This is a genomic window from Methanosphaera sp. (assembly GCF_022768985.1).
Taxonomy (GTDB): domain Archaea; phylum Methanobacteriota; class Methanobacteria; order Methanobacteriales; family Methanobacteriaceae; genus Methanosphaera.
Genome location: NZ_JALEKL010000004.1, coordinates 101,446 through 127,371, shown reverse-complemented (window position 1 = coordinate 127,371; position 25,926 = coordinate 101,446). Strand labels below are relative to the sequence as shown.

The following is a 25,926-nucleotide window of genomic DNA, read 5'->3' as shown; positions in this document are numbered from 1 at the left end:
GTGTGTCCCAATAGTATATATAATAAAACTACCAAAATGTAAATCATGGCAAGTAAAAAATTAAGACTGGAAGATGGAGAGAAATATGATAAATATAAAGAATTTGTAAAACAGTATCAACCAGTTATAGAATATATTGAAAGTTCTGACCTTACTAAAAGTAGTGAAGTAACCCAAATTACACATTTAGCAATTTATTGCTATAGTCAAGATGAAACTTTATCAGATTTATTAAAAGAAGCAAAAAATGAAGAGAAATCAGATAAACCTATTTCAGAAAGAAAAATTACAAAAAGATTAGATAATCATGAAAAATTCTTAACTGAAGAAGGATATGCACCAAAAACTGTAAGAAGTAGAATGAAAACAGTGCGAGCATTTTATAGGCGAGAAAGAATTACATTACCCCAATCTGACTTAAGACCATTACTTAATCCAAAATTAAGAGAAGAAATAAAAAATTCCCAACTTTTCCAAGATTTTACAACAAATAGGAACTTAAGTAATGAAAGTACAATTGGAGGATATTTAACAAGTTTAACTGGATATTGTGATTACTTTAATATGTCAATTGAAGAATTAATTCAAGAAGCAGAAGATGAAGAAGAAGAAAATGTGAGAGAATCAAAAAGAAGTGTTAAACGAAGACTTGTTGAATATAGGAATTATTTGCATAAAGAAAAATATTCTAATAAAACAGTAAGTACAAAAATGAGTGATATTACCTTCTTTTATGCAGAATGCGATATTACGATACCTCAACTTGGAAAACCTAATGTCCCATATGATACTGAAATATCATTTGAAGAAGTCCCAAAGAAAGAACATGTTCAAAAAGCTATAGAGACAACAACTAGTATTAAAAATCGTGCATTATTTCTTTTTTGTATGGTTAGTGGTTCAGGTTCTGCTGAAGCAAGAGAATTTACAATAGAAGAATATATTAAAGGAGTTAAAGGAATTGAAATACATAAAGACATTAGTGATATAAATATTGAACAAGTGTTGGATGAAGTAGATGGTGATAAAGAACTTGTACCAACATTTCATTTTGTTCGTGTAAAAAGGAACAGAGATTATTATACTTGCATTACTCCAGAGGCAAATCAATTTATTATCAATTATCTTAAAACAAGAGAAAATTTGACATTAGATGATAAAGTATTTGATTATTCTAGAAAATCATTAATACGAGCATTTCAGCATGTTAATGATAAAAATAATTGGGGATGGGTTAATCAAGACAGACAACGATTTTTCACATCACATCAACTTAGAAGACTCAATGCAAATCTAATTGATGAACCACTGTTAGTTAATCAAATACAAGGAAGAAAATTTGATGCAACATCTGAAGCATATTTTAAACGAGACCCTCACAAGATTAATCAACATTACCTAAGGTGGTTAGATGAACTTACAATATACGAACAATATCGTGTTAATTTTGTAACAGATGAAACATATGCAAAATTAACTAATGAAATAAAAGAAAAAACTGATAAGATTACAGATTTAAATACAGAAAATGAGCGATTAAATAATGAAGTTAAAGAATTACGAAATAGAACTGAAGAAATTGAAAAAGATGTTGATACAAAAATTAAAGATGTTAAGAAAGACATATTGGAAAATTTAGGTTTTAATGATTTAAATACAAATACTATTAGAGATAAAATAAATGAATACATACATAAAAATAAGGAGACATTAAAGATAAATCATGAGGATATAGCAATAATAACAGAACTATCCACTGCAATTGCATTAGAACATGAAAAAATGTATGATGATGGAAATGGAATCAAAGAATTAATAGGAAAAGCTAAATTCGAGCTTAAAATAGATAAAAAATTAAAAGAAAGATTAGAAGAAGAATTAAAAGATAATGGTAAAATTATTAAACACCTACAAAATATTTGGACATATGTTATGGATTTTATTGATAAAAATGAATTGTTAGATGTTATTGGTGGTGAAAATCAAGGAGATAAACTCTTAGGATACCTTTTTGACCACCAAGAGAAGTATGCCAAATCAAAAATCAATGATGAGTTAGCTATTGATATAATAAAAGAGGCAATGTACTATGATGATGTTGAATATAACTAGACAACAACATATCCTATAAGTATCTTAATAAGATACTTATATATTACTCACCCCAATATTATAATAAAGAGAACAACAAGCCAAATAATGAACATGCAAATTGTTCCAATTATCATAACTATTAGGAGATGTAATTATGGATTTGAAGAATATTAAAGTAACTGAAAAGGTAAAATCTGAATTAGATGATATTGCATACGATAAAGAAACATACAATGTCACAATAGAAAGATTAATACGAGAAAATAAAAGATTGTTCTTAGAAAATCATAGGTTGCATTTTGATAAAGAAGTATTGACTAAATTATTATTAAAAGATGATGAGTTAGCTAGTCCAACAATACTTCATAAATATGTGCCTTTTATAGAATCAATGTTATTTGATTCCGAATTATCAGACATAGAAAAGTTAAATAATCTTAAAAAGTATTTTGGTGAAATAGATGATGTAGATTATGAGATTATAACATCATGCATAGCTATTGTTAAAGACACACATAATCTAACAAGTGGTGCTTTAATAGAGTTTGAATCTTGGATTAATGAACAATATCATTAATCCTATCATAATTTCCTAAATATATGAGGATATTTTAAACCCATACTAAATTTAACATTATTATAAATTAGATTCCTCTTGTTCTAAATAAATAGATTCAATCTCACTAAGTCTTTTTTTAACATCATCACTCTCTGGAGACCAAATTAAAACTTTAGTTCTTAATGGTTGGTCATCTAATAATCTAAAATATTTGCATTTAGAATAATTATATCGGACTTTGCCTCTATTTTTACCAGCATTAAGAGTATCTGGCTCATAAAACTCAGATAATTCTCCATTAGGCATGCAAGTAATAATAATAGTTTGAATGTCCAAATTCTCTTCATTATACAAAATACAAATAAAATATGTTAAACATATTTTTACTTCGCCATTTTCTTTATGGTAAAAAGTAGGTAGATTACCTTTATACTTATCATCATAGGTTCTTGTTTTAACATGCCCAATATAACTATTTTGATTGTCACCAACAAATATATTTTTAGTTATATCGCCAATATTCTTTTTAGTAACCGTTTTAATATCTATATGCACATAAGCATTATATGTCTCAAAAAACATATCAGAACCAATAGGTGATGAATTTGGCACTCCAAATTGATTAAATAACCAGTAAAAAATTCTTTCTGAACCTGTAGCAAAGTCAGAAGTTTCTTTTCCTAAAAAATCTTGCCAATCTTTTCTAATATCTTCTTTAGTATTGAAACCATCTAACATTTTCTGTTTATCTATATTTAATAAATAATATATTTGTTTCAGATATTCATGTTCCCAAAATTCAATTTCCTTATGTTCCATTTAATCACCAACATATTGGTTTAACATTTTAATAACACATTCTCCTATTTTTTTTGCAAGTAAAACTGGTACGGCATTTCCTACCTGCCTATACATTGAACTTAAACTTCCATAAAAAATAAAATCATCTGGAAAAGTTTGTAGAATAGCACATTCTCTAACAGACAATCTTCTTTTTTTATTTACATGAATCTCTGGACTTGTAGCTGTAATAGTATCACTAGGCTTATCCCAATTAGTAATTCTTAAAGATTGTTCAAAAACAATTTCCTTTTCTATAAGTTCAGTGACTTGTTTATCATATTTGTCATCAAAATTTAGTATCCTTTTAAGTTCCCACCAATCATCGGGATTTGGAATTGAACCAGAATTATTATCTTTTCTAAACCAATGCCCAGCAGTATGTTTATAACCAAAATGTTCATCAATTTTCTTGGTAGTCCATTCTGATGAATCTCTCCAACCCCTAAGATAATCACAAATTTGTGCTTGGTCTACATCATGTTTTCTAGCCCAAAATTTATCTGAAACATTAGTTGAAGCAATATGATTGTGAATTTCTCTACCCCCAACCAAAAGCTCATTATTAGTAATTTTAACATCACTCAAAAATCCAATAGCTTCTTTAGTAGTTACATAAGGTTTTAATCCATTATTAGAACTAATTAAAGTTTGTTGTTTTTTATCTTTTAAGAAATGAGTTTTATCTGGATAAATATTATCTACACCAATTCGATTACCAATAATAATAACTCTTTGTCTTGTTTGAGGAACACCATAATCAACTGAATTAAGAACTTCATAATTAACAGAATAACCAATTTTTTCGAAATCTTTGACAATCATATCAATAACTTTGCCTTTTTCCATTGAAAGAAGTCCTTTAACATTTTCGGCAACAAATATTTTAGGTTTCTTATCATCAATAATTCTAAGCATTTCTTTATATAAAAAATTTCGCTCATCATCCATATTTCGCTTAGTGTTAGCTACTGAAAACCCTTGACATGGAAATCCTCCAATTATAACATCAGGATTATTCGGAATTTCACCACTATCAATTTGACATATATCCCCTAAGACTACATGATTCCCAATATTATTCTTATATGTAATAGTAGCATCTTCATCAAAATCATTTGCCCATAAAATATTAAAACCAGCTTGTTTAAATCCTAAATCCATTCCTCCAGCACCACAAAACAAAGAAACTACAGTATAATTATCACTCATTATCTACTCAATCTCCAATATTTATCAGCAAAATATAAAAATAAGTTTATACTTCAATCTATAAATAATTTTCAGATATACCTATCAACACCCAAAATAGAAAGATTTTCAACCATAGTTACAATTAACTACTTATTTTAGATTCTAAGCTTCTAATCTTATCATTAATATCATCTAATTTATCCAATATCGCAGACAAATCTGAACCAGTATTTTTAGAACTTAATTCTTCTCTTAAATTTTTATTTTTACTTTTTTGTATAGCTAATTCTAATTCCAACTCAGCTATTTTAGCTCTCATATCATCATACTCACTTGGATACAAAACATAAACTTTACCTAACTTGACATTATCCTTTTTAACAAATCTAATAATTGTATCTTTCCTATCACCATAAGCTTTAATTTCCTTTTCCATCATAATACTCACAACAGCAAAACATACTATATAATAATATTAGAAGCAACCATATTAAATTTTGATTGTTACATTTTTTACTCATCACCTATAATACCATGTTGCCCCATGTGATAGCCAAGATCTGCGAAGTCATACATAATCTAACACCAGAATGTTTGTGTGCAATAACAGATACACGATGTGAAACATAATTGATTGCTCCTTTTCGGCAAAAAATCCAAAATCAACAAATCGTTAAAAAATTACTTACATTAAATTACATGTAACTATTATAAAAATTACATGTAATTACATGTAATCAAAATAATTAATCAAATCTTCAAGTATCTGAATATACATATGCAAGATGAAACATGCGATTTGGGACACCTGTATGTCTGAAAAACAGTATCTTTAAATCCAAAATAAAGTATTATCCATCCTTATTTTTTGAGCAATTCGAGGGCATACAAAACAAACCAATAATCCAAATCAGCAATAAAAATTACAACCAACAGTCCAAGACAACTAGTTCAAAATCAAGCTATCTTTCCCATAAACTAACCCATAATTAAGTAATTAAACAATTACTTTCATTAAAATATAATGTAGCTATAAAATAATCAATGCAATTATCATAAGTACCATAATGATGAAGCATCTTTTAAAATATGATGGTCATCAGCACCAACCAATAATTAATCGAAAAATTGCATCATTAATTAATTACTTGATTGCTTAATTGCTCGAAGGATAATCGCCAGAATTAGGACTTGAAATATTTAGCGTGTTTGTGACCTTTCCTGCTTCATTTGGCAATGTAAAAATTACCTAAATGTCTTACCAACAATTATTAATAATCCAAATAATGTCCTACATCAAAAAGAAGAATATAATTTATTTTTTATATACATTAGACACTCAATTAGTATTATGTGCAACACAAATCTTAGTTACACTAATACATTCAGTATTAGAGTAACAGAAGAAATGCAAGATATGTTATCATATCTTCAAGAAAGAAAATTATTGAACAAAACTGCTGTAATTCGCACAGCAATAGCAGAAGAATACAAAAGAGAAAAGATTAGAGAAAAAGGTGAATATCATGAGAATATCTAAAAGTTTAGAAGAAAGAATAGACAATATGCCTCAGTCAAAGAATAAAGAGAAATGGAACGACTTAAAAGAAAACATTAATGTCTACATTACCCTACCAACAATTGACAAAATAAACCACATATATGACCATAGGAAAGATTATTTCCGACATAGACAAGTAGAATCACTACAATACGAAAGACAATACTACAGTTATGTTTTTGAAATATATGATGAATACGATTACATTCTAAATCTCGACTTTTTCGAGTCAACCATCCATGTAAACGAAATTGACAGAATACAAGTAACACAAACAACCAAAGACAAAATCAAAAAGATAATACAAGCCATAGACAAGCAAATAAATCAATTGAAAAAACAAACACCACCAAAAGCCAAAAATCATCCATTTTACTAAAAAATAAAAAAGTCACTACTAAACATTTGTATAATAATAAGAAAAATTAATTATCTGACATATTATCAAAAGACTTAGAAGAAAATTTGACAAAAAACAGTATAAAACATTCGATTTAACAATCAATCAAAGGAACTCCAGTAGTTTATATATCTTATTTTCGCTCCAAAAATAAGACATTCAATAAAGACTGTATAACCTATCAAATTTAAAATAAAGCTATTTAAAATGATTTTTATATATAAAAAGGTTTATATAATATGTTGATAAGAATTATAAATAGGCATGAGTGGATTATTATAAAATAAAGAATTTAGAAATATAATCACAAAATGTTATTAAACGATGAGGGTTGGTGCTGACTAAATAAAAAGATGAGAAATATGCAATATTAAATTATAATAAAAAAAGAATTCTCAGGTGTTGCTCCCTATGAGTTTAAAAACAACATAGAGAACAGTTACCTTATTACCACAATAACTGTTTCTATCCCATCATTAATAAATATATGGATTTATTGTTAACAACCATCAGGATTGCAACACCATTATTCTTTTATTAATTTTATGAACTCTGACCGAGGAACAAATATAATTAAAAATAATGGTGATAATTATGATTAAAGATATCAAATCTAAAAATAAAAAGGATAAAACACCAATATCAGATAAATTATCCGAATTGGAAGAACCTAAACGGTTCAACTTAACAAAAAACACATATCAAAAGAAAGATGGAATGTATATAACAAAATTTAAAAAAGGCAAAAAAGAAGACGAGTTAATTGCTAAATTATACATCAAGCAAATAATAATAACTAAAGACACATTGGAACTATTTGAACCAGTGTATAGTATTAAATACTATGATGTTCTTTATGATGCAGACAAAAGCATAGAAGATGTAACTTTTGAGGAATTAATCAAAAAACTCGAAGCAGAAAGACTATTTGTATATGATACAAAAGATATTAAAAAATTAATCAACGAAATATTCATACATTGCCACAATAAAGAAATTAAAGGCAAAGATTTTATACAAACCGAAACACGAGTATTTAAAGAAGGATTCTTCCTAAAAGATGGTAAAGTAATCGAAAATACATTAATCAATGGACTAAAAACCAGTAAAGAACAAGTTAAAGAAAGTATTAAATTAATTAATGATTTACTTAATACAAGAGATTCAGCTATTGACAATGACTGCACATTACTGCGATTTATGTTATGGTCTCCATTCTCATGGTGTTTAAAAGAAATAGGAAAAACAAAAGGATTATATGGATTAATACTAACTGGTTCTCCAAAAACCAACAAAACAGGAAGTTGCTTAAACTTCTCTTGGATATACTCCACACCACAAGACAGAGAAAAAGCAGTATCAACCACATCAGTATTTGGAAGCAGACTAGAAGAAAGTACACTTCCAGCCATTATAGATGAAGCATATACACTAATATCTAGAGAAGATATGCAAGACCCAATGAAACGGTGCATATACAACAAAGATACCCGTTCAACAAAGGATAAAAGCAACACACAAATTACAATAGACTATTTGGCATTAGGATTACCAATATTTACAATGAACGAATACGAAGAATTTAAAAATTTCATAACTCGACGGTATCATATTAGCTATTATCCATCAAGCATGAAAGTAACTGATAACGAAGCTATTGAATTTGAAAATAAATATTCACCCGAGTATGAAGATTCACCCCTAAAAGCATTAAGACATCTTGGAAGAGCATTTGCCGATAAAATAATACCATATATTGAATCAAAATCCGAAGAACTTAACAACTTAGAAACACTAACAATCAAAATATTAAAACAAATTGCCAATGATGTAGAAGAAGAATTTAATCCATCAGTATACGAAATACAAGAATCAACAGATGATTTCAGCCAAGACAAATGCACAACAATAAGAAATGGACTAAACAAACTATTCAGCTCCATACACTACAAACCATATAACATCAATTATACAATAGGAGACTTTATTAGCTGTGCAAATAATGGTGAGATTAACTGGTTATACTATAGAAACACAAATACATCCTTTGTTATAAATAAAAAAGGTTTTGAAAAAGAAGTCAGCCAAATAGTCGGTGAAAATATGGACTACATATCCATATTAAACGAAATAAATATACCAACAGACAACATATCATCCAAAACAATACACACCAACAGAGGAAATACACGAGGATTTGAAATAACATTTGAAGAACTGACAAACCTTTAAATCAACAACCAAGCCATTAAATCAATAATTAAATAATCAATATAACAAAATAACATATTATTACATTATACATATAATACCTATTTTTGTGAAAATGAAACAGAACAGCTATTAATATAAAGATCTGTATTAATTTTGTTAGATGTTAAAGTCCAAAATCCAAATCCCAACCAAGCAATATAAAGACTTATTTTAGCTATTGAAGACCATAGAGCCAATAACAAAAATCTAACAAACACATAACAAAATTACAAAATAATCATATATCAGCCGAATTTAGTAATTAAGCACAATATAATGTTATCAAAAGTAATTATTACCAAATACTTAGTTAAATAACTAATAAAACCATTTAAAAAGAGATATATTGAGAGATTTTATTAAGCTCAAACATCTACAATATATAAAAATTTATGTCTGCCAACAACATTACCATACTAATCATTGCTTACAAAAAAAGAAAAATGGTATTAAGTCTATATCAAAGCTATAACCACCATATAACTATTTAATTAATTATTAACTTATTTGATAAGCACATAAAGGAAACAACCCATAACTCCAACATACATCAACATAACTATTTAAAGATGGATAATAGACAATAACATAAATATCTAATTTTAAATATACAATATCACATTATATTAAATTATATGTTCTTAAAATACAATTTACGAGATTATAAAAGTTATTTTTTTAAGATGTACCCACACCATTAAGTCATTACATCATATAATAAAGCCTCCCAATATTTTATGTAAATGAATAAATCAAAAAATAAATATTTTTCCAAAAAATGATAAAAAACTATTTCCCTCATATCTATTTTAAAATTAGTAATCCTTTTTTTTTGCTAATTAAATTTTAAGTTAAAAAAATAGTTTTTTTCTTATTAACTATATTACATTTCTATTTTTTAAATGTATTAATATTTAGTCTATAAAAAAAAATAAGTTTTAAAGTTAGGTGTGGTGTGTGAAAAAGTAGGAAAAATAAAGAAAGAATTCATTGTTTTGGGTAATGATACTTTCTTTTTGCTACATTATTTTGAAATTCAACACCTTCATTTTCAAGTATTAATTTCTTAAATCTTCCATCGTTTGTTCCACAATATCCTCCTATCTTCCAGTCTGATCTTAATGTTCTATGACATGGTATTATTAGAGGAAATGGATTTGCAGCTAAAGCATTAGCTACAGGTCTTGCACTTTTATCATGTCCTATAAGTTTTGCAAGATCTTTATATGTTGTAACTTTTGCATGTGGTATTTCAAATTGTTTTTCTAAAACTAGTCTTTGGAAGTCTGTTAGCTCTGTAAAGTCCATCTGGTCAAGACTAAATTTTACATCTGCTCCAAGTATTATATCTTTTATTGCTTCAATTACATCTTGTATATAGTCACTTGGATCTGATTCATATAACAGTCCACTATAATTATTTTTTGCATAATTATATCTTCCAGTTTCAATATCTGGTAGAATTACCTGTTTTAGTATTTCATCAGAACTTCTCCATACTACTGCTATTTCTCCTATTAATGTTTCAAATAATATATATCTAAGTGAACCCAAATTAAACACTCCATATCAATTTATATTATTTTAAATAATAGTTTGTGCAATAAAATATAAAAATATAGTTAATGTTTTATTGAAAAAGTGATATATTAAAATTTATTTCTATGAAAAAAGCGAAATATTAATATTATAGAAATCCTAAAAAGTGGGATGATGAAAACATAACATATTAAAAAATAAAAGTTAGTGGGGAGATTAAAAATAAAATGTTTGATACAATATTTAGTCTTGTTATTATATTTCTAATAGCAGCTGTTGTAATTAGGTTTCTCCAGCAATATGGTGGTGTGATTGTTAAAATTATCACTCATCTTATTACAGGGTGGATATTTCTTTTTATTATCAATCTTCTGCCTGGAATTTATGTTCCAGTTAACATAATTACAATGTCAATATCAGGATTTGGAGGAGTTCTAGGAGTTGTACTTCTAGTTCTTATATCACTTGTAATATAAGAAATCCTCCCCTCTTCAACACCAAATTTTTCTATTCTTTTTTCTTATTATTTATTTTAGGAATTTAAATATATCATCCATCTGGTAGTTGTCACCATATTCCTTTTTTGCCTTATCTGCAGCACTTCCCAGGAGATATGCTGCTATGTATGCTGCATCGTATGGTGTTGGTGTTTTTGTAATTAATGCTGTCATAAGTCCTGCAAGCACATCACCTGTACCACCCATTGTCATACCACTATTTCCTGTAGAATTAAGTTTAAAATCATCATTTGTTGCTATTATATCAACAACTCCCTTAAGAAGTATTGTTATATCATATTCACATGATAGTTTTCTAACTTGTTCTACTTTTTCATCAAAGTCTTTTGGAAGTTTTACATCAAAAAATGTTTCAAATTCACGTACATGTGGTGTTATTGTAATATTTTCACATCTTGCATCTTCTACATCTACAACTTTTAGTGCATCAGCATCAAGTACTACTGGTTTTTGTGTTGACTTTATGATCTGTGTAAATAATTCACCAGTTTTCATATCAACTCCTGCACCTGATCCTAGTAGTATTGCATCTACTTTATCTACTAACTCATTAATTAAATTAAATGCATCAGGTGTTAGTATATCACCAGGTGTTGATCTTACAATAAAGCTTGGATTGTATTGTTTTATTATCTGTGCTGATTTTTCTGGTGCTATAATATATACAAGGTCGATGTGTTGTGATAGTGCTGCATTTGCTGCAAATACTACAGCTCCAATATAGTCTGGATTTGATCCTACAATTAGTATTGATCCATTATCATTTTTATGAGAATCTCTTTTTGATTTTTCTATTTTTAGTAGATCTCCACTTCCTGTATATAGTTGTGATGCTTTTGGAATTCCAATATCTAACACTTCGATACTTCCTGTTTTTGATGTATCTGCCACATCTAGTCCTGTTTTCATCTTGTGTAGTGTTAGTGTTGTGTGTGGTATTACTTGTTTATCTGCCATTGAGCCATCTTCTGGATTTAGTCCTGATGGTACATCAACAGATATTACTATTGCTGGTGAATAGTTTATAACATCTACTGCTGCTGATACTGGCTGTCTTAGTTTTGAATTTATTCCTGTTCCAAGAATTGCATCTACTATTATATCTGAGTTGTCAGGTTTTAGTTGTGATGAATCTGTTATCTTAAATAGTTTTAAGTTTTTATCTGTTTTTGATATTACATCTATTACCTGCCAGTTTGTATATGTGTCCTGATTTTTTATATTTTCAGGCTTTGATAGGAAAAATAGGCGTACTTTGTAGTTATGATTTAGAAGATGTCGTGCTACTACAAATCCATCTCCTCCATTTCCTCCTACTCCTGCATAGATTGATACTCTTTTTTTATCAGGATAGTTTGCTATAATATAATTTGCAATTTGTGCTCCTGCATTTTCCATTAATGCTATTGTTGGAAGGTGATTGTATTGTGTATTTTCATCTACAGCTCTCATCTGTGTTGGTGTTAGTATGTCTTTCATAGAAAAAATTACTCCCCATTTATTTAATTTTAGTTATTACTTGATAGTTTTAAATTTTATATGATATTAAATTTTTAATAATAAAAGAACAGTTAGACATCTTCAAAGAAAATATTGTATTAAAAAAAAGAATTAAAGGGGTGGTGGTGAGTGTTAATTGATGAAATTCTACCTATAATCTTATTCATCTATAAGATTTATTTTATATTTTCCTAGATTTCCACCATAGTTTCCTGCTGAAATTTTTACAACATCTTCAACTTCCATAATTGCATCGATAGCATCACTTGTTGCCTGTTTTATTGCATCAAATGTAAGTGCATCAAATACTATTTCATAAACTCCTTCTACATCATCTGGTAGTTGTGTTTCTACTTTATCTTTTAGTGTTGGACAGTATTTTTCATTTGTTGTTGCATCCATAAAGTCATACTTATTTGATCCTACTTTTGATCCTGATGCTACAATTCCTCCCGGAAATGGTGTGATTGTACCTTCAACATTACCAATTGCTTCTACTGCTTTTTGTGCAGCCCTGAGTGCTGCATCTTGTGTTTTTGCCATGATGAAAAGATTTCCACCAGCTACAGCTTCAACAATTCCAAATGATTCTTCAATTATAAAGTCACCTGACATTACAGGAATTCTATAGATGTCTTTGTTATATAATTCATCTTTACTTTGATATCCATCAGCAAAGAATGATAACTTAAATCCAAGATTTGTTGTTTTATCTGAATCATCAATAAGATTAAATACAGCTGTTGTTGGTGCTGTTAGTACACATTGACCAATTCTGTTAAGTAGTTCATCTTCAAGTTGTTTTGTCTTATTTTGACAGATAATAATTGAATATCCAGGTCTGTTATCTGGTGTTTCATCTTCTGACATGAATCTGTCAATTCCTGCTTCTGCTGAACATCCAATAAATGATGTTGCATATCCTGTTGCTTCTACAGCTGCAATATGTGCAAGTTCTTTTGTTTGAGCTGTTATTAGAAGATGTGCAGCTTTTGTTGAAAATGCTTCTGCATATGTGTCATCTACTATTGTTTTTGTCATAAATATCTAAATCTCCCTAAAATTATTTGATTATTATTATTTTTTCTTTAAAAAAAGATTATCACACCATCCCTAATAAAAAAAGGGGGTGTGGATAATGAAAATATTTTGGGTGGTTATTTGTTATTTTTCTTCATCTCCAAAGTTTACCTCATCAAGTACTTTTGTTCCAAAGTATGGAAGTGTAAGAAGTCCAAGTATTGCAACAAACCAGAATGAAATTAATCTTTCAATAAGTGTTGATGCTGTACTTACAAATGGTGAAATTCCTGCAACTGAATAAATAAGAATCATCACACCATCAATTGCACCTACTCCACCAGGAAGTGTTGGTATCATACCTACAAGTGTTGATACTAAAAATACTGAAGCTATCATACCAAGAGATACTTCTGTTCCAAATGCAAGAAATACAAAGTAAACACGTACAAGTTCTAAAAACCATGAAAGGAATGATATAACACATGATGCAATAAATACATTACGATCTGCCATTAATAAACGTAGATTTTCCTGAAATTCACCAACAGCATCAAGAACTCTTTTTTCATAAACATCAAGATTACGTGAAAATAATCTGCGTCCTATTGAAAATATTCCTCGTATTATTCTATTTGCAAAGTTTTCATTTATACATGCATAGATAATAATTGCAAGAAGTGCTATAAAGATTATAAGAATTCCAATAAGTGTTGCTGTAATTGATTCACTTAATTTTATTGTAAATATAAGATATAACAGTGCAACTACTGCAAGTATTGCAAATGGAAATGTGTCAAATATCTTATCTCCCATTACTGATGCAAAAGTCTTCTTAAATGGTTCTCCACTTTCTTTACCAAGAAGATATGCTCTTACTGGTTCTCCACCAGCACGTCCACTTGGTGTTATTTCATTTACTGTAAGACCAAGAAGTGTCATAGCAAAAAGTGGTAGTTTTCTATGTTTAATATCAAGACTTTTTGATATAATACTCCAACGTACTGCCCATAATACTAATAAAAAAATTTGAATTAAAACAGCAATAAGTACATACTTCATATTAGCTGACTTTAATGCTAATACTATCTCATCTGGACCTATAAATCCTATCATTGCAAGTAGTATTACCACTCCAACCATAAATAAGGCAAATATTTTTTTATAATTCATAAATATCTAAATCCTATTTATAAGGACTTTATTTTTCCTATTAATTTTTTTTTGTAATAAATTATTATATTAATTAATATTATATAATTATATATTAATTCTTTATTAAAACTTATATTAATTAAGAAAAATTTCATAGTATGCGAAATACTTTTAACAAAAAATATAACTTAAAAAAATTATGGGAGGATGATGATTAGATGAAAAATATTATAATAATAGGTGGAGGTCGTGTAGGTAATCGTCTGATCATACGTCTTAGAAAAAATAGTGACTATAACATCACAATAGTTGACAGTAACCAGCAAAGACTTGAACAAATGAAGAAATATAGTGATGTTGAAATTGTTAAAGGTAATGCTACAAATAAGAAAGTTCTACTAAAGGCAGGAATTGAGAATGCTGATATTGTTGTTGCAGCAACAAGTACAGATGAGGTAAATCTACTAATAAGTGTTATTGCCCAGGAATGTGGTGTTGAAAAGGTTGTTGCTAGAACTGAAAATCCATCACATATTAAGATGTTTAAAAAATTAGGATTAAATGAGGTGGTAAGTCCTGAACTTGCAACATGTATGGATATTCAAAGACGAATTATAAGACCAAATACTATTGAACTTCCAACAAAGGGAAAAGAAGACTATGAAATTATTAACATACCTATTATTTCAAAAAGATTAATTGGAAAAAAAATAGGTGAAATAAGTCCTGCTGAAAACTTTATAATAATACAATACTACCAGAGAGAAACTGACCGTGAACTTATTGCAACAAACGATATTGTTCTCCAAAAGGGTGATATTGCAACGATTCTTCTTAAAAAAAGTGACTTTAAAAAGGTTAAGAAGTTCTTTAATAAAACAGGTCTTATAGGCTTTATATAAGAAAGTAAGACTTTTTTGGAGAATTACTATTGAAAGATTCATCCCCCAAATAAAATCTATTTTTTTCTATAAATTATTTTCTTTTTTTCTATAATCTTGATGCTATCATTACTGTAAGTTCTATTTGTTCACGAACAGCAGATATTGCATATGCTCCATGTCCTGGATATAATCTATCTATGTCAAGTTCTGATAATTTAAGAATTGACTTTTTCATATCATCAATACTTCCTGTTGGCAGATCTGTTCTTCCAAAGTTTCCACCACTAAAGAGTGTATCTCCACTTATTAGGTTTTCTCCATCATAAAGACAGATTCCACCATGTGTATGTCCTGGTGTGTGAATTACCTTAAAATCTCCAATCATGTCATCTTCATTTAGATCTTTAATTTCAAGATCTGGTACTTCACATCCAAATGATGATGCAACAGTAGCATCTGCATCTTTTGATAGTACTGTTTGTTTATCTAGTGGATGCATGTAGATTTCATATCCATATGTATCTTGAAGATATTTATCAGCACCAATATGATCAAAATGGCAGTGTGTATTTACAATCTTATTTATATCATCCATACTCATACCTGAGTCTTCTATAGATTCAACTAAGTAGTTGATATTTTCTCCACTTCCAGGATCTATTAGTATATCATCTATAATGTATGCATTTGAATCTCTTTGTTTTCCTAGTATTATTCCAATATTTTCAACTTTTTCCATGAAAATTACATCCTTTTTTTCATAATATTTATTCTTTTTTTTAAATGTTAATAGTTAGTTATATACTTTTTAATACTTTAAAATTTTTAAATTATAATATCATCTATTTTAGTGGATGTTTCATTGCATAACATCCATATTCTTTTGATAGTATTTTATGATAATTCATTCCATCTTCAATAAAGTCAAGCTTTTCATAGAACTTTAATAGATATGGCTTATTGTAGACTACATCAAGTGTGATATTGTTACAATTTAGTAGTTTTGCATTTTCTTTTACCTTATTTACTAGTTTTGATCCAAGATGCATATGTCTGTATTTTTCATCTACATATAAATTTCCAAGGTAGTAGTCTTCATCATCTATTGCAAGTGTAAATAGTTCTCCTATCATAAAATATCCTGCAATTGAAATATTATCTGTACATTCCGTCTTAATTAATGCCCTGTATTTCTCCTTTAATGATACCTGTGAGCCCTTATATGCTATTGCAACACCCATTATTTCATCTGTCCTATCATCTGCTGCAACCATTATAAAGTTTCTATGATATGGATTTATATGATCACTTCTAATTAAACGTCCAAGTGCTGTTTTTGCCCTGATTTCATCGTTTGAGAAAAGATAATTAAATTCTATTTCATCTGTTTCATAGATCCAACCTGCAATTTTATCTACATCATCTGTATTTTTAAAGTTTCGAAAATACATTCCCATCTGTATTCTACCTCCTTTTTCATGGGTTTTATTTTTATTTTAATCTCTTAGTGAGTATTTTAGTCCATAGCATCCATATGTTTTTCCCATTACTTCATGATAATTTTTACTATCTTCAACAAAGCCTAGCTTTCCATAGAAATCTAGAAGATAGGATTTATCATATTCTACATCAAGAAGTACATTTTCACAGTTAAGATATGATGCATTTGCTTTTTCCTTATTTACTAGTTTTGATCCAAGGTGTTTATGTCTGTGTTTTTCATCAACATATAAATTTCCTATATAGTAGTCTTTTGTTCCTATTTTTGATGCAAAAAATTCACATCCTATTAGTCCTCCCATTATAAGAAATGTATTTGAACATGATGTTTCAACAAATGCCTTGTAAGTTTCTTTTGATGAAATTTGTGATCCTTTAAATGATACACTTACACCCATTGGCTGATCTGTTTCATCGTCACATATTAATGTTATGAAGCTTTTATGGTATGGATTTATATGCTGGCTTTGAATTAAACGTCCTAGTGCTGTTATTGACTGTATTTTATCTTTAAAGAGTATGTTACATAGAAATTCTTCTGTTGAATAGATCCATTCTGCTATTTCATCGATATCATCTGTATTTTTTAGTTTTCTAAAGTACATTATCTCCATCTTCTACATAAGTTTTTATTATTATATTTTATAAATTCTATCATTTATGAGTAATATATTTTTTATATAAAATTTTTAATATTTTATCTTTTAAATATTAATTTATGCAGAAAAAGAGCCTTGTTGTTAATGATATTGATTATGTAACAGAAAATGAAAAACCTGTTATTCGATTGTTTGGAAAAGATCCACAGACTGATGAAACTATTATGGCAGTTGATAAGAATTTTAAGCCATACATGTATATTCTACCATATGATATGGATGAATGTATCAGTGATCTTAAGGAGATGGAACTTGAAAATATTGAAATTGAAGAAAAAATTGATATTGGATGTAGTGTAGAATTTATTAAACTTATCCTCACCCATCCACAAGATGTTCCTAAGCTTCGTGATCAGATACGTAATCTTAGTAGTGTTTCACAAATTAGGGAATATGACATACCATTTTATAGACGTTATCTTATTGATAAACAAATAAAGCCTACAAATATTATTGAAGTTGAAGGAAGAGATGTTGAAATAGCAGATTGTGAAGATAAGCTTGAGGATGTATGTGTATTTGAAATACTTAAAGATCCTATTGATACAGGACGATCTCCACAGAAAACTAAGATTTTAAGTTTTGATATTGAAGTTTATAATGCAGAAGGCATGCCTACACCTGAAAAAGATCCTATTATAATGATGAGTCTTGCATCAAATGATGGATTTATGAAGGTTCTTTCAACTAAAGATTCAGATAAAGAGTATGTTGAAATGCTAAAAACAGAAGAAGATATGCTTAGACGTTTTTGTGAGGTTATAAAAGAGCAAAATCCTGATATGCTTGTTGGATATAATTCTGATAATTTTGATCTTCCATACATTAAAAAACGTGCAGATAAGCTTAAAATTAAACTTGATCTTGGTGTTGATAATAGTTCTATTAAGTTTATTAATCGTGGTATGGCATCAGCTGGTGTGATTCGTGGATATGTTCATGTTGATTTATATCCTCTTGTTCGTCGTAATATGAATCTTGACCATTATACTCTTGAACGTGTTTATGAGGAGTTGTTTGATAAGGTTAAAATTGATGTTGAAGGAGATAAGATCTTTGAATACTGGGATAGTGATGATGAACGCCTTGAGGAGTTGTTTGCATATTCAATGGATGATGCAAAGTCTACTGTTGATATTGCAGTGAAACTTACACCTCTTACTGTTGCTCAGAGTAAACTTGTAGGTCAGCCTCTTTTTGATATTTCACGTATGACAACAGGCCAGATGGTTGAATGGTATCTTATCTGCTGTGCATATGAAAAAAATAATATTATTCCTAATAAGCCTAATAATATGGAGTATTCAGAACGTAGGGGTGATAATAAGGTTGCAGGTGGTTATGTTAAAGAGCCTGAGAAGGGTTTATTTGAACATCTTGCATATCTTGACTTTAAGAGTCTTTATCCTTCTATTATTATTTCAAAAAATATTTCACCAGATACAATTACTGATGGTGAAGGTCTTAGTGAGGATGAATATTATACATGTAGTGAAAATGGTTTTAAGTTTCTTAAGGAGCCTGCAGGTTTTATTCCATCAATTATTGGTGATATTCTCGATGAAAGACAGAAGATTAAAAAGCTTATGAAGCAAACAACTAAGCCTGAAGATTATAAGGCTTATGATTTTGAACAACAGGGACTTAAAAGACTTGCAAATTCCATGTATGGTGCATATGGATATTCAAGATTCCGTTGGTATAAAAAGGAGTGTGCTGCAGCTATCACTGCATGGGGTCGTGAATATATTCAGGATGCAATGAAAAAAGCTGAGGAATATGGATTTAAGCCTGTTTATGCTGATACTGATGGATTTTATGCTACATATATGGGTAAGTTAGATGATGAATAAATTATGATTTTTTATAAAAACATCATGAATTATCCTTATAAATTTATAAAATAATATAAATTATAAGAGATATAAATATATTTTAACTTAGAAAATAAAAACACAGCAGAGTAATATTATTATGAAAGTTAGCCCATTAAAAGCAATAGTTATAATTATTATTTTAGCTGGAGTTGTTTATGGAACATATTCTGCAACTGTAAATCAATTGCCTGATTTATCTGGAAATATTGTTGGAAACACTACAGCTATTGCTAATAGTACAAATCAAAGTATTGGAACAATATATATTGATGATCAAAATAATGAAAGTAGTAATATTTCAGTTGTAATTACAAAAAATACTAAGATATATAAGGAAGTTGACAACCAGAAGGTTAATGCTTCACTTCGTGATTTAAAGACGGGATCTCGTGTGGAAGTTTATACTATTGGTAAGTATTCAAACACTATTCCACCACAGATAACAGCTGAGGAGATAGATATTAAACCTAATAAGAAGTAATTCTTCTCCTATCTTTTTTACTACTTTTTTTTATTAATTTAACTTTTTTTACTTAATTTTATTTTAAAAAATCTAAAAGTTTATATATAACTTTAGATATATTTAATAATAGTCTTAGATTTCATTACTAAGGTCTTGGCACTATAAAAACATTATGGGGTTATAGTGTAACCAGGCATCATCTGGGACTCCAGTTGTCTTTGAAGATAGCGCGCAAGCTGAATTATATTATGATGATGATCAATTGGAGTGCTGAGACAAGAGAAATCCTAGGATCTGGGTTCAAATCCCAGTGACCCCATTTTTACTTTTAAAAAAAACTTATTTTTTACATTAATTTCTTATTTTATAGACAACTTACTCTAAAAATTATATAAAATACTTAAAAAAAGCTAGTTTTAAAATTCTTTAAAAAAATAAATTAGGGTGGAGAATTAATTTAGTAACCATTTGCTACTCGTTTTTCAATCTGTTTTAGTGTAGTTATTGCATATACTCCTGCACCATAACCATTGTCTATATTCATTGTTGCAATTGCAGGTGCACATGATTGAAGCATACAAAAGAGTGCTGTAAATCCTTTCGCACCAACTCCATATCCTGTTGATGTTGGAACAGCAACTATTGGTACATCTACAAGTCCTGCAACAACAGATGGTAGTGCTCCTTCCATTCCAGCTACTGCAATTATTATATCTACTTTTTGCTCTAGAATATATGTTATCTTATCAAGTAGTCTGTGTATTCCTGCAACTCCCACATCGTATGATGTTATTGTTTCAAATCCTGCCTGTTGTATTGTTATTCTTGCCTCTTCTGCTACTGGTACATCTGCTGTTCCTGCTGTTATTATTCCTACTTTTCCTTGATGTTTTTCTATTGGTATTTTATTAAGTGTTAATATAGATGCTTGTTTGAAATACTGTGAATTTTTAAGAACATCATCATTTATTTCATTTTTAATGCTATTATAACGTGCTTCTGGTAGTCTTGTTACTATTAAATTACCCCTTATTTCAATATTATTGATGATATTAAGTAAGTCTTCATCTGTTTTTCCCTGTGAATAAACAGCCTCAGGAACACCAATTCTATCTTCACGATCAGTGTCAAATTTAACATTATCACCAAGCTGCTGAACCTGCATAACTTTAAGTTCATCTTCAGCTTCAGACATTGAAATACTACCATTCATAAGTTTTTCAAGAATTTCCTTCATAAAAAAAAATACACCTCCCCTAAATTATCAATTTAGTAAAAAAAAGTATTAAGTTAAAGTTTTTCAAAATATTCAAATATTATATTATTTACATAATAATTTCTATAAAAACATACTAATAATATTAAAGATTCCTAAAAACAATTAAAAAAAATAATAACATGAATTAAATAAATAATAAACAAGACAATAAATAATTTCACTAGGAGAGGAAATATAATTATGAAATACATGGCATCATTATTAGTTGAAGGAATAGTACAAGGAGTAGGATTTAGACCAACAGTATATAGAATAGCAAAGTCCATGAATCTTACAGGATATGTACGAAATATGGGAAATATTGTTGAAATCTTAATTGAAGGAACCAAAACAGATGTAGAAAACTTTCCAGATGAACTAAAACAAAGAAAGCCAATAAGATCACAGATAAACAATATCAAAATCGATATAAAACAACAAGATACATCCAACTATGATGATTTCATAATTAAAGAAAGTAGTGATAACCTCAGTGGATCAGCTGTAATACCACCAGATATGAGTATATGTGATGAATGTCTAAATGAAATATTCACACAAGATGATCGTCATAACAAATATCCCTTCACAGCATGTACAAACTGTGGACCAAGATTTACACTAATTGACAAAGTACCATATGACCGGAAAAATACAACAATGGATGAATTTCCACTATGTAATGAATGCAATGATGAATATGAAGATCCTATAGATAGACGATATCATGCAGAGGCAACATGCTGTCCTGAATGTGGACCTGAAGTATTTCTATATAAAGATGAAATTATAAAATGTGATGATCCAATAAAAATGGCATCAAAACTAATAGATGAGGGAAATATTCTTGCAATAAAAGGAATTGGAGGAACACACCTTGTATGTAAAACAACAACAGATGATGCAATAGAAAAACTAAGAAACAGGCTAGGACGACAAACACAGGCATTTGCATGTATGGTGCCAGATATAGAAACAGCAAGAGGATTTGTAGATATAACAGATATGGAAGAAAAGTCACTAACATCAGTTGAAAGACCAATAGTTGTAGTTGATAAAAATGAAAACTACTACCTATCTGACATGATTGCACCAGGACTTCACAATCAGGGAATAATGCTACCATATACAGGACTACACTACTTACTTTTTAAATATACAGATGAACCAGCATATATTATGACATCAGCAAATCTACCAGGAAATCCAATGCTAATAGACAATGATGAAATAATATCAAATCTTGAAGGTATTGCAGACTACTACCTGCTTCATAACAGGAAAATATTAAATCGTTGTGATGATAGTGTAATACGATTTAGAAACAACAAGCCAGTATTTATAAGACGTTCAAGAGGATATACACCAAAACCATACGACTTTAAAAGTATTGACACAACACATAACATGCTAGCACTTGGACCTGAACTTGATGTTACATTTTCAATACTAAAGGATGGACGATGCTACCCATCACAACACATAGGAAACACATCAAAAATAAAAACAATAGACTTCATGAAAGATGCAATAGCACACCTAATGAAGCTTACAAAAACAGAAAATCTAGACTACATAGTATGTGATATGCATCCTGAATTTAATACAACAAAGCTTGCAAAACAAATAAGTAAAGAACATGATATTCCACTCATACAAATACAACACCACCAGGCACATGCAGCAAGTGTAATGGTAGAACATCAAATAGATAAAGCTGTAATAATAACATCAGATGGAGTAGGATATGGAGAAGATGGCTCAATTTGGGGAGGAGAAGTATTATATCTTGATTCAACTGGTGAATATATAAACTTTGGAGGACTTAAAAAACAGCCAATGCCAGGAGGAGATCTAAGTACAAAGTATCCAATACGTATGGCACTTGCAATACTTTCAACAGTAATAGATCATGAAGAACTTAGAAAACTAATGAAAGAAAACTACTCAGATCTCTTCAAATACAATGAACGTGAAGTAGACATAACACTAAAACAACTAGAAAACAACTTCAACACAGCACAAACAAGTAGTATGGGACGTATACTTGATAGTATAAGTGTACTTCTAAAGGTAAGCCAAAATCGTGGATATGAAGGTGAATGTTCCATGAAGCTTGAATCAGCAGCAATAGGAGCAGATGGTGAATATGATCTTAAAGTAGACATATCAAAAGATGAAACTGATGGTCGCTATATTGCAGATACAAGCAAACTACTATGTGATATAGTAGAATTAATTCAAAAAGACTGTGACATTAATAAAATTGCATACTCATCACAAAAAGCATTAGCAGATGTTATGGCAAAAATAGCAATAAAATGTGCAAAAGAGATGAATACCAACTACATTGGAATAACAGGTGGAGTATTTTATAATAAATTCATATCAGAATATACAAAAAAAGTCATAGAAGAAAATGGATTTAAATTTATAGAAAATGAAAATAGCTGTGCAGGAGATGGAAGTGTATCTGTTGGTGAATGTGCAATAGCTGCATGGAAAATAAATAATAAATAAATAATAAAAAAAATAGTTATAAAAAAATAGGATAAGAATATGAATGAATATTCTCATTCATCTTCATTTTCAATAGCATTAATTTTAGCATCAATACTATTAACTCTTTTTTCAAGATCTTCAACACGTAGATCATTACTTTTCTTATAAGAATTGAAGTCATCTTCAAATAAATTAAATTTATCAATAATTTCATCAAGATCCTTATTTGTTGCAAGATCCCAATCTTCAATTACTTGTTCACTCTGTTCATTGATGAATTGATCGATCTTATTTGAAATTTGATCAGTTTTTGAGATGCGTTCTTCATCATCTGCATCATCATCTTGAACTTTATCTTTTACCTTTTCACTGAAATCAGAAAATTTTCCTGATAAATCAGATACATGTTCTTCTTGTTCAATTTTTGTTGAAATATCAGAAGCTTTCATATGAATCTTCTGGTAGAGAAGGTGATTTGTAGCTTGAAGATAGTAATAGATGAGTATTAATACTGCAATAAATAAGATAATTATTGCAAGAGTAGTTGCTGTTTCCATAAGAACTCACCTATTTAAGAGATTTTTCAATTTCTGCTTGTTTTTTATCGAGTTTTTCAGATAACTTTTGAAGTTTTAAAAGTTCACTTTTTGCTTCAAGTTGATCTGCTTTTTCATTTACCTCAGAACTTAATAAGCTGATTTTTCCCATAATTTCTGAAGTATTTGTTCTAATTTGTCTTAATCTTTCTTGATCTTCTTGAGATAATTCAGATAAGTTTTCTTTTCTTTGTTTGTTTTCAAGATCTCTTTCTACTAGTTCTACTTTTTTAAGCTCTGTTTGTTTTTCAAGAAGCAATACTGCATTTTTTGATTCAGAGTTTTTACGCCATGCCATTACTATTGCAATAATTGCAATAAGTGCAATAACAGCAAGTGCTAATATAACTAGATAATCTTGACTTATTGCCATATTCATTATTTTAACCTCGTCTATTAAACATGATTATATAATATATTATTAAATAGTATACTATTTAAGATTTTATACATTAAAAAAACATGAATATTAACTTATAAATTATTAAAGAGTAACTTTATAAATTAAAATATAACAATAAGAAAAAAATTTTATTTAATTAAATATTTAAATTATCGTGATAATAATGTTAGAAAAATATGAAAAAGCAGGAGAAATTGCTTCAAAAGTAAGAAATGAAGCAGCAAAAAAAATTAAAGCAGGAGTAAAAGTTGGTGACATTGTTGATTTTGTTGAAACATCAATAAAAGATACAGGTGCAGGATTATCATTCCCATGTAATGTGTCAATTAACCAGATTGCAGCACACTATACAGCAGATCCTGGTGATGAAACACTTTTCTGTAGAGGAGATATTGTAAAACTTGACCTTGGAGCTGAAGTTGATGGTTACATTTCAGATACTGCTGTAACTGTAATTGTTGAAGGTGAAAATGCAGACAATACAGATGAAGATGGTAACTTAATTAACATGCCAGGACGTCTTGATAATGGTGATGTTGAAGTTTCAGAAGAAGAAATTGAATTAAGACAACAAATTAAAGAAGCATCAAGTAGTGCTCTTGAAAATGCTATTAGTATTATACGTGATGGTACAACACTGAATGAAATTGGTGAAATTGTACAAAAAACAATACAAGATATGGGATTTATGCCTATTGTTAATCTTTCAGGTCATAGTCTTGAAAGAAATAATTTACATGCAGGTCTTTCAATTCCTAACTATCCTGATGGAAGTGATCATAAGCTTCAAGAAGGAGATCATATTGCAGTTGAACCATTTGCAACAAATGGTATTGGTGAAGTTAATGATCTTCCAAATGCATACATCTACTCATACCTTAGAAACAGACCCTTAAGACAGCCTGATGCAAGAAAGCTTCTTAAAGATATTAGTGTAAATAATACTTATTTCCCATTTTCAAAAAGAGCTTTAATTGATAAATATCCTGACCTTAAAAGTCTTAACCGTGCTATGAGACCACTTCTTGTTTCACGTTCAATCTATCCTTACAGTGCTCTTAAAGAAAAAACAGATGGTATGGTAGCTCAAACTGAACATACACTTATTGTTGAAAAAGATAGTTGTGAAATTACAACATTATAGAAAGTGT

General features: G+C 28.9%; 24 protein-coding genes and 1 tRNA gene. 12 read left to right on the top strand and 13 right to left on the bottom strand.

What is annotated here, in order from left to right; translation table 11 throughout:
• Positions 1 to 45 precede the first annotated feature (45 nt).
• Both MRZ80_RS01825 and MRZ80_RS01820 read left to right on the top strand, forming a co-directional pair.
• Positions 46 to 2,112 carry a hypothetical protein gene (locus MRZ80_RS01825; RefSeq protein WP_292535627.1) on the top strand — a complete coding sequence of 689 codons (2,067 nt, stop codon included), beginning with the start codon at positions 46 to 48 and terminating at the stop codon, positions 2,110 to 2,112.
• Between the two features lie 136 nt (positions 2,113 to 2,248).
• Entirely contained in the window at positions 2,249 to 2,671 is a 423-nt protein-coding gene (locus tag MRZ80_RS01820; RefSeq protein ID WP_292535626.1) for a hypothetical protein, read from the top strand.
• 60 nt (positions 2,672 to 2,731) lie between these two features.
• Here the strand turns inward: MRZ80_RS01820 and MRZ80_RS01815 are convergent, their stop codons facing one another.
• The 3 genes from MRZ80_RS01815 to MRZ80_RS01805 all read right to left on the bottom strand — a co-directional run bounded on the left by MRZ80_RS01815 (position 2,732) and on the right by MRZ80_RS01805 (position 5,126).
• Positions 2,732 to 3,472, bottom strand: coding sequence for a hypothetical protein (locus MRZ80_RS01815; protein ID WP_292535624.1), 741 nt, complete (start codon positions 3,470 to 3,472; stop codon positions 2,732 to 2,734).
• The gene (locus tag MRZ80_RS01810) at positions 3,473 to 4,705 is read right to left on the bottom strand and encodes a DNA cytosine methyltransferase (RefSeq protein WP_292535622.1); all 1,233 of its coding nucleotides are present in this window, start codon (positions 4,703 to 4,705) and stop codon (positions 3,473 to 3,475) included. It abuts the gene before it with no gap.
• Positions 4,706 to 4,829: 124 nt separating this feature from the next.
• A complete protein-coding gene (locus MRZ80_RS01805; protein ID WP_292535620.1) occupies positions 4,830 to 5,126 on the bottom strand; it encodes a hypothetical protein in 297 nt (98 codons plus the stop codon).
• Positions 5,127 to 6,095: 969 nt separating this feature from the next.
• On the opposite strand from MRZ80_RS01805, the gene MRZ80_RS01800 reads away from it, so the two are divergent.
• From MRZ80_RS01800 to MRZ80_RS01790, 3 genes are all read left to right on the top strand, one after another.
• A complete protein-coding gene (locus tag MRZ80_RS01800; RefSeq protein WP_292535618.1) occupies positions 6,096 to 6,227 on the top strand; it encodes a hypothetical protein in 132 nt (43 codons plus the stop codon).
• A 25-nt stretch (positions 6,228 to 6,252) separates the two neighbouring features.
• Complete coding sequence (locus tag MRZ80_RS01795) at positions 6,253 to 6,627, top strand: hypothetical protein (RefSeq protein ID WP_292535616.1); 375 nt, start codon at positions 6,253 to 6,255, stop codon at positions 6,625 to 6,627.
• Between the two features lie 615 nt (positions 6,628 to 7,242).
• Positions 7,243 to 8,880 (top strand): hypothetical protein, encoded by a 1,638-nt coding sequence (locus MRZ80_RS01790; RefSeq protein ID WP_292535614.1) that lies wholly within the window; start codon positions 7,243 to 7,245, stop codon positions 8,878 to 8,880.
• Between the two features lie 1,008 nt (positions 8,881 to 9,888).
• Here the strand turns inward: MRZ80_RS01790 and MRZ80_RS01785 are convergent.
• Positions 9,889 to 10,455, bottom strand: coding sequence for an MGMT family protein (locus tag MRZ80_RS01785; RefSeq protein ID WP_292535612.1), 567 nt, complete (start codon positions 10,453 to 10,455; stop codon positions 9,889 to 9,891).
• 212 nt (positions 10,456 to 10,667) lie between these two features.
• Here MRZ80_RS01785 and MRZ80_RS01780 point away from each other — a divergent pair, with 212 nt between their 5' ends.
• On the top strand, positions 10,668 to 10,916 hold the full coding sequence (locus MRZ80_RS01780; protein ID WP_292535610.1) for a pro-sigmaK processing inhibitor BofA family protein: 249 nt from the start codon (positions 10,668 to 10,670) through the stop codon (positions 10,914 to 10,916).
• Between the two features lie 51 nt (positions 10,917 to 10,967).
• Here MRZ80_RS01780 and MRZ80_RS01775 read toward each other — a convergent pair whose 3' ends face one another.
• The 3 genes from MRZ80_RS01775 to MRZ80_RS01765 all read right to left on the bottom strand — a co-directional run bounded on the left by MRZ80_RS01775 (position 10,968) and on the right by MRZ80_RS01765 (position 14,651).
• The gene (locus MRZ80_RS01775) at positions 10,968 to 12,437 is read right to left on the bottom strand and encodes an NAD(P)H-hydrate dehydratase (protein ID WP_292535608.1); all 1,470 of its coding nucleotides are present in this window, start codon (positions 12,435 to 12,437) and stop codon (positions 10,968 to 10,970) included.
• Between the two features lie 180 nt (positions 12,438 to 12,617).
• On the bottom strand, positions 12,618 to 13,499 hold the full coding sequence (gene fhcD, locus MRZ80_RS01770; RefSeq protein WP_292535607.1) for a formylmethanofuran--tetrahydromethanopterin N-formyltransferase: 882 nt from the start codon (positions 13,497 to 13,499) through the stop codon (positions 12,618 to 12,620).
• Positions 13,500 to 13,622: 123 nt separating this feature from the next.
• Positions 13,623 to 14,651: a UPF0104 family protein gene (locus MRZ80_RS01765; RefSeq protein WP_292535606.1), complete on the bottom strand. Its 1,029-nt coding sequence runs from the start codon at positions 14,649 to 14,651 to the stop codon at positions 13,623 to 13,625.
• Between the two features lie 200 nt (positions 14,652 to 14,851).
• Between MRZ80_RS01765 and MRZ80_RS01760 the strand changes: the two genes are divergently transcribed.
• Complete coding sequence (locus tag MRZ80_RS01760) at positions 14,852 to 15,535, top strand: TrkA family potassium uptake protein (protein WP_292535604.1); 684 nt, start codon at positions 14,852 to 14,854, stop codon at positions 15,533 to 15,535.
• Between the two features lie 88 nt (positions 15,536 to 15,623).
• Here MRZ80_RS01760 and MRZ80_RS01755 read toward each other — a convergent pair whose 3' ends face one another.
• The 3 genes from MRZ80_RS01755 to MRZ80_RS01745 form a co-directional block, all read right to left on the bottom strand.
• The gene (locus tag MRZ80_RS01755) at positions 15,624 to 16,256 is read right to left on the bottom strand and encodes an MBL fold metallo-hydrolase (RefSeq protein ID WP_292535602.1); all 633 of its coding nucleotides are present in this window, start codon (positions 16,254 to 16,256) and stop codon (positions 15,624 to 15,626) included.
• 103 nt (positions 16,257 to 16,359) lie between these two features.
• The gene (locus MRZ80_RS01750) at positions 16,360 to 16,974 is read right to left on the bottom strand and encodes a GNAT family N-acetyltransferase (RefSeq protein ID WP_292535600.1); all 615 of its coding nucleotides are present in this window, start codon (positions 16,972 to 16,974) and stop codon (positions 16,360 to 16,362) included.
• Positions 16,975 to 17,013: 39 nt separating this feature from the next.
• Positions 17,014 to 17,622 carry a GNAT family N-acetyltransferase gene (locus MRZ80_RS01745; RefSeq protein ID WP_292535598.1) on the bottom strand — a complete coding sequence of 203 codons (609 nt, stop codon included), beginning with the start codon at positions 17,620 to 17,622 and terminating at the stop codon, positions 17,014 to 17,016.
• A gap of 113 nt (positions 17,623 to 17,735) precedes the next feature.
• Here MRZ80_RS01745 and MRZ80_RS01740 point away from each other — a divergent pair, with 113 nt between their 5' ends.
• The 3 genes from MRZ80_RS01740 to MRZ80_RS01730 all read left to right on the top strand — a co-directional run bounded on the left by MRZ80_RS01740 (position 17,736) and on the right by MRZ80_RS01730 (position 20,335).
• Positions 17,736 to 19,529 (top strand): DNA-directed DNA polymerase, encoded by a 1,794-nt coding sequence (locus MRZ80_RS01740; protein ID WP_292535596.1) that lies wholly within the window; start codon positions 17,736 to 17,738, stop codon positions 19,527 to 19,529.
• A 121-nt stretch (positions 19,530 to 19,650) separates the two neighbouring features.
• Positions 19,651 to 20,034, top strand: a complete 384-nt coding sequence (locus MRZ80_RS01735; RefSeq protein ID WP_292535594.1) for a hypothetical protein — start codon at positions 19,651 to 19,653, stop codon at positions 20,032 to 20,034.
• 156 nt (positions 20,035 to 20,190) lie between these two features.
• Positions 20,191 to 20,335: transfer RNA gene (locus tag MRZ80_RS01730), tRNA-Trp, on the top strand.
• Between the two features lie 138 nt (positions 20,336 to 20,473).
• Here the strand turns inward: MRZ80_RS01730 and larB are convergent.
• Positions 20,474 to 21,253: a nickel pincer cofactor biosynthesis protein LarB gene (larB, locus tag MRZ80_RS01725; protein ID WP_292535592.1), complete on the bottom strand. Its 780-nt coding sequence runs from the start codon at positions 21,251 to 21,253 to the stop codon at positions 20,474 to 20,476.
• A 222-nt stretch (positions 21,254 to 21,475) separates the two neighbouring features.
• Between larB and hypF the strand changes: the two genes are divergently transcribed.
• Entirely contained in the window at positions 21,476 to 23,794 is a 2,319-nt protein-coding gene (gene hypF / locus MRZ80_RS01720) for a carbamoyltransferase HypF (protein WP_292535590.1), read from the top strand.
• Positions 23,795 to 23,847: 53 nt separating this feature from the next.
• Here the strand turns inward: hypF and MRZ80_RS01715 are convergent, their stop codons facing one another.
• The gene (locus MRZ80_RS01715; protein WP_292535588.1) at positions 23,848 to 24,333 is read right to left on the bottom strand and encodes a hypothetical protein; all 486 of its coding nucleotides are present in this window, start codon (positions 24,331 to 24,333) and stop codon (positions 23,848 to 23,850) included.
• Positions 24,334 to 24,343: 10 nt separating this feature from the next.
• Positions 24,344 to 24,745 carry a hypothetical protein gene (locus MRZ80_RS01710; RefSeq protein WP_292535586.1) on the bottom strand — a complete coding sequence of 134 codons (402 nt, stop codon included), beginning with the start codon at positions 24,743 to 24,745 and terminating at the stop codon, positions 24,344 to 24,346.
• Positions 24,746 to 24,938: 193 nt separating this feature from the next.
• Here MRZ80_RS01710 and MRZ80_RS01705 point away from each other — a divergent pair, with 193 nt between their 5' ends.
• Entirely contained in the window at positions 24,939 to 25,919 is a 981-nt protein-coding gene (locus MRZ80_RS01705; protein ID WP_292535584.1) for a M24 family metallopeptidase, read from the top strand.
• The last annotated feature ends 7 nt before the right edge of the window (positions 25,920 to 25,926 follow it).

Excerpts from the sequence above, each read along its gene's own strand:
- MRZ80_RS01740 (WP_292535596.1), top strand. The coding sequence starts at position 17,736 with ATGCAGAAAAAGAGCCTTGTTGTTAATGATATTGATTATGTAACAGAA.
- larB (WP_292535592.1), bottom strand. The coding sequence starts at position 21,253 with ATGAAGGAAATTCTTGAAAAACTTATGAATGGTAGTATTTCAATGTCT.
- MRZ80_RS01775 (WP_292535608.1), bottom strand. The coding sequence starts at position 12,437 with ATGAAAGACATACTAACACCAACACAGATGAGAGCTGTAGATGAAAAT.
- MRZ80_RS01805 (WP_292535620.1), bottom strand. The coding sequence starts at position 5,126 with ATGATGGAAAAGGAAATTAAAGCTTATGGTGATAGGAAAGATACAATT.
- MRZ80_RS01735 (WP_292535594.1), top strand. The coding sequence starts at position 19,651 with ATGAAAGTTAGCCCATTAAAAGCAATAGTTATAATTATTATTTTAGCT.
- MRZ80_RS01750 (WP_292535600.1), bottom strand. The coding sequence starts at position 16,974 with ATGGGAATGTATTTTCGAAACTTTAAAAATACAGATGATGTAGATAAA.
- hypF (WP_292535590.1), top strand. The coding sequence starts at position 21,476 with ATGAAATACATGGCATCATTATTAGTTGAAGGAATAGTACAAGGAGTA.
- MRZ80_RS01810 (WP_292535622.1), bottom strand. The coding sequence starts at position 4,705 with ATGAGTGATAATTATACTGTAGTTTCTTTGTTTTGTGGTGCTGGAGGA.
- MRZ80_RS01705 (WP_292535584.1), top strand. The coding sequence starts at position 24,939 with ATGTTAGAAAAATATGAAAAAGCAGGAGAAATTGCTTCAAAAGTAAGA.
- MRZ80_RS01745 (WP_292535598.1), bottom strand. The coding sequence starts at position 17,622 with ATGTACTTTAGAAAACTAAAAAATACAGATGATATCGATGAAATAGCA.
- MRZ80_RS01755 (WP_292535602.1), bottom strand. The coding sequence starts at position 16,256 with ATGGAAAAAGTTGAAAATATTGGAATAATACTAGGAAAACAAAGAGAT.
- MRZ80_RS01790 (WP_292535614.1), top strand. The coding sequence starts at position 7,243 with ATGATTAAAGATATCAAATCTAAAAATAAAAAGGATAAAACACCAATA.
- MRZ80_RS01820 (WP_292535626.1), top strand. The coding sequence starts at position 2,249 with ATGGATTTGAAGAATATTAAAGTAACTGAAAAGGTAAAATCTGAATTA.
- MRZ80_RS01825 (WP_292535627.1), top strand. The coding sequence starts at position 46 with ATGGCAAGTAAAAAATTAAGACTGGAAGATGGAGAGAAATATGATAAA.
- MRZ80_RS01815 (WP_292535624.1), bottom strand. The coding sequence starts at position 3,472 with ATGGAACATAAGGAAATTGAATTTTGGGAACATGAATATCTGAAACAA.
- MRZ80_RS01765 (WP_292535606.1), bottom strand. The coding sequence starts at position 14,651 with ATGAATTATAAAAAAATATTTGCCTTATTTATGGTTGGAGTGGTAATA.
- MRZ80_RS01715 (WP_292535588.1), bottom strand. The coding sequence starts at position 24,333 with ATGGAAACAGCAACTACTCTTGCAATAATTATCTTATTTATTGCAGTA.
- fhcD (WP_292535607.1), bottom strand. The coding sequence starts at position 13,499 with ATGACAAAAACAATAGTAGATGACACATATGCAGAAGCATTTTCAACA.
- MRZ80_RS01710 (WP_292535586.1), bottom strand. The coding sequence starts at position 24,745 with ATGGCAATAAGTCAAGATTATCTAGTTATATTAGCACTTGCTGTTATT.
- MRZ80_RS01795 (WP_292535616.1), top strand. The coding sequence starts at position 6,253 with ATGCCTCAGTCAAAGAATAAAGAGAAATGGAACGACTTAAAAGAAAAC.
- MRZ80_RS01800 (WP_292535618.1), top strand. The coding sequence starts at position 6,096 with ATGCAAGATATGTTATCATATCTTCAAGAAAGAAAATTATTGAACAAA.
- MRZ80_RS01760 (WP_292535604.1), top strand. The coding sequence starts at position 14,852 with ATGAAAAATATTATAATAATAGGTGGAGGTCGTGTAGGTAATCGTCTG.
- MRZ80_RS01780 (WP_292535610.1), top strand. The coding sequence starts at position 10,668 with ATGTTTGATACAATATTTAGTCTTGTTATTATATTTCTAATAGCAGCT.